The 559-nt window shown below is 46.0% G+C and carries 1 protein-coding gene; it reads left to right on the top strand.

The features are described 5' to 3' along the window. Positions 1 to 87 precede the first annotated feature (87 nt). Positions 88 to 559, top strand: a 472-nt coding sequence (locus IP485_RS13720; RefSeq protein ID WP_198327776.1) for an RNase H-like domain-containing protein, incomplete at its 3' end; no start/stop codon positions are given.

Below are 559 nucleotides of genomic sequence, written 5' to 3'. Positions count from 1 at the left end.
GCTGGTTTTTTGGCTATCGCTCGGTACCCAGAATGGGTTGCCAACATTGTACCAGTCCCTAAGAAGGATGGGAAGGTGCGAATGTGTGTGGATTATCGGGACCTGAATCGGGCCAGTCCCAAGGACAATTTTCCTTTACCACACATCGATATCCTCGTAGATAACACGGCCAATTTCGCTTTATTTTCCTTCATGGATGGTTTCTCCGGTTACAATCAGATAAAGATGGCGCCAGAGGATATGGAAAAGACTACCTTCGTCACCCTGTGCTTGGGGTTGGCCGGCTATTATAGGAAATTCATTGAGGGATTTTCTAAGTTAGCGCTAATCCTAACTAAGCTGACTCGTAAGAATGAGAAGTTTGTCTGGAATGAGAAATGTGATCAAAGCTTCCAAGAGTTGAAGAGGCGATTGACAACAGCTCCAGTGTTAATTTTGCCCGACCCTAAAAGAACATTTGAAGTGTATTGCGATGCAAGCGGGCAAGGCTTGGGGTGTGTGTTGATGCAAGAGGGAAGAGTAGTGGCGTATGCTTCACGTCAATTACGTCCTCATGAAG

Source organism: Psychrobacter sp. NG27 (assembly GCF_016106655.1).
GTDB lineage: Bacteria > Pseudomonadota > Gammaproteobacteria > Pseudomonadales > Moraxellaceae > Psychrobacter.
This window is presented reverse-complemented; position numbering and strand designations above follow the sequence as displayed.